The organism is Paraburkholderia phosphatilytica (assembly GCF_003443895.1).
Taxonomy (GTDB): domain Bacteria; phylum Pseudomonadota; class Gammaproteobacteria; order Burkholderiales; family Burkholderiaceae; genus Paraburkholderia; species Paraburkholderia phosphatilytica.
Genome location: NZ_QQOA01000100.1, coordinates 1 through 1,658 on the forward strand (window position 1 = coordinate 1; position 1,658 = coordinate 1,658).

At 67.3% G+C, this 1,658-nt stretch carries 3 protein-coding genes; all 3 read left to right on the forward strand.

Going from position 1 to position 1,658, the window contains the following annotated elements:
- A partial coding sequence (locus DVS29_RS36710) for a Rossmann-fold NAD(P)-binding domain-containing protein (protein ID WP_118186240.1) occupies positions 1 to 805 on the forward strand: 805 nt, incomplete at its 5' end.
- Positions 806 to 830: 25 nt separating this feature from the next.
- Complete coding sequence (locus DVS29_RS36715) at positions 831 to 1,160, forward strand: NAD(P) transhydrogenase subunit alpha part 2 (RefSeq protein ID WP_118186241.1); 330 nt, start codon at positions 831 to 833, stop codon at positions 1,158 to 1,160.
- The coding region (locus DVS29_RS36720) for an NAD(P)(+) transhydrogenase (Re/Si-specific) subunit beta (protein ID WP_205962602.1) at positions 1,161 to 1,658 on the forward strand (498 nt) is incomplete at its 3' end. It abuts the gene before it with no gap.

The window sequence follows — 1,658 nt, forward strand, 5'->3', positions numbered from 1 at the left end:
CGAAGCCGCGCCGCGTACCACGCGCGCGCAGAGCCTCGACGTGCTGAGCTCGCAGGCGAACATCGCCGGCTACAAGGCCGTGCTGATCGCCGCCGATGTCTACCCCCGCTTCATGCCGATGCTGATGACGGCCGCCGGCACCGTGAAGGCCGCGCGCGTGCTGATCCTCGGCGCGGGTGTGGCCGGCCTGCAGGCGATCGCGACTGCGAAGCGCCTGGGCGCGGTGATCGAAGCGTCGGATGTGCGCCCCGCGGTGAAGGAGCAGATCGAATCGCTCGGCGCGAAATTCCTCGACGTGCCGTACGAGACCCAGGAAGAACGCGAGGCGGCCGAAGGCGTGGGCGGCTATGCGCGGCCGATGCCGCCGTCGTGGCTCGCACGCCAGTCGGCGCTCGTGCACGAACGCGCGAAGCAGGCCGATATCGTGATCACCACCGCGCTGATCCCCGGCCGCCCAGCGCCGACGCTGATCTCCGCCGACACCGTGCAGGCGATGAAGCCGGGCTCGGTGCTGGTGGATCTCGCAGCGGGACGCGGCCCCGAAGGCGAAGGCGGCGTGCGCGGCGGCAACTGCCCGCTGACTGAAGCGGACAAGGTCGTGACGAAGCACGGGGTGACGCTCGTCGGCTACACGAATCTCGCGTCGATGGTCGCCGCCGACGCATCGTCGCTCTACGCGCGCAACCTGCTCGACTTCCTGAAGCTGATCGTCACGAAGGAAGGCGCACTCAATATCGACCTCGCGGACGACATCGTTGCGGCCACGCTGCTGGCCCGCGACGGCGCCGTCACCCGCAAGGCCTGATTCCCGAACAACAAGGAGAGCGGCGATGGAAGTCATCAACCACACCGTCATCAACCTGATCATCTTCGTGCTGGCGGTGTACGTCGGCTATCACGTCGTCTGGAACGTGACGCCGGCGCTGCATACGCCGCTGATGGCCGTGACGAACGCGATCTCGGCGATCGTGATCGTCGGCGCGATGCTCGCGACGGGGCTCACCGTCGGCGGGCCGGCCAAGTTCTTCGGCACGCTCGCGGTGCTGCTCGCGGCCGTCAACGTGTTCGGCGGCTTTCTCGTCACACGGCGAATGCTGGAAATGTTCCGCAGGAAGGAGCCAAGGAAGATCGCTGCCCCCGGCCACAAGGAGGGCGCATAAATGAGCATGAACGTCGTGACGCTGCTCTACCTCGTGGCGTCGGTGTGCTTCATCCAGGCGCTCAAGGGCCTGTCGAATCCGAAGACGGCGCGCACGGGCAACCTGTTCGGCATGATCGGCATGGCGATCGCGATGCTCACCACCATCGCGCTGATCGTGAAGGAAGCCGCGCTGCTCGGCTCGAATCTTGCGCTGGGCCTCGGGCTGCTGTTCGCGGCGCTCGTGATTGGCGGGGCGATCGGCGCGTTCGTCGCGGCGCGCGTCGAGATGACGAAGATGCCGGAGCTTGTCGCGGCGATGCACTCGCTGATCGGTCTCGCGGCGGTGTGCATCGCGTATGCGGTGGTGTGCGAGCCGGCAGCCTTTGGTCTCGGCGGCGAGGCGGCCGAGTATCCGGGCTTCCTGCCGTACGGCAACCGGATCGAGCTCTTCATCGGCACCTTCGTCGGTGCGATCACGTTCAGCGGCTCGGTGATCGCGTTCGGCAAGCTGTCGGGC

What these genes read in the sequence shown, in the direction of transcription:
- DVS29_RS36715 (WP_118186241.1), top strand. Translation starts at nt 831, where the DNA reads ATGGAAGTCATCAACCACACCGTCATCAACCTGATCATCTTCGTGCTG.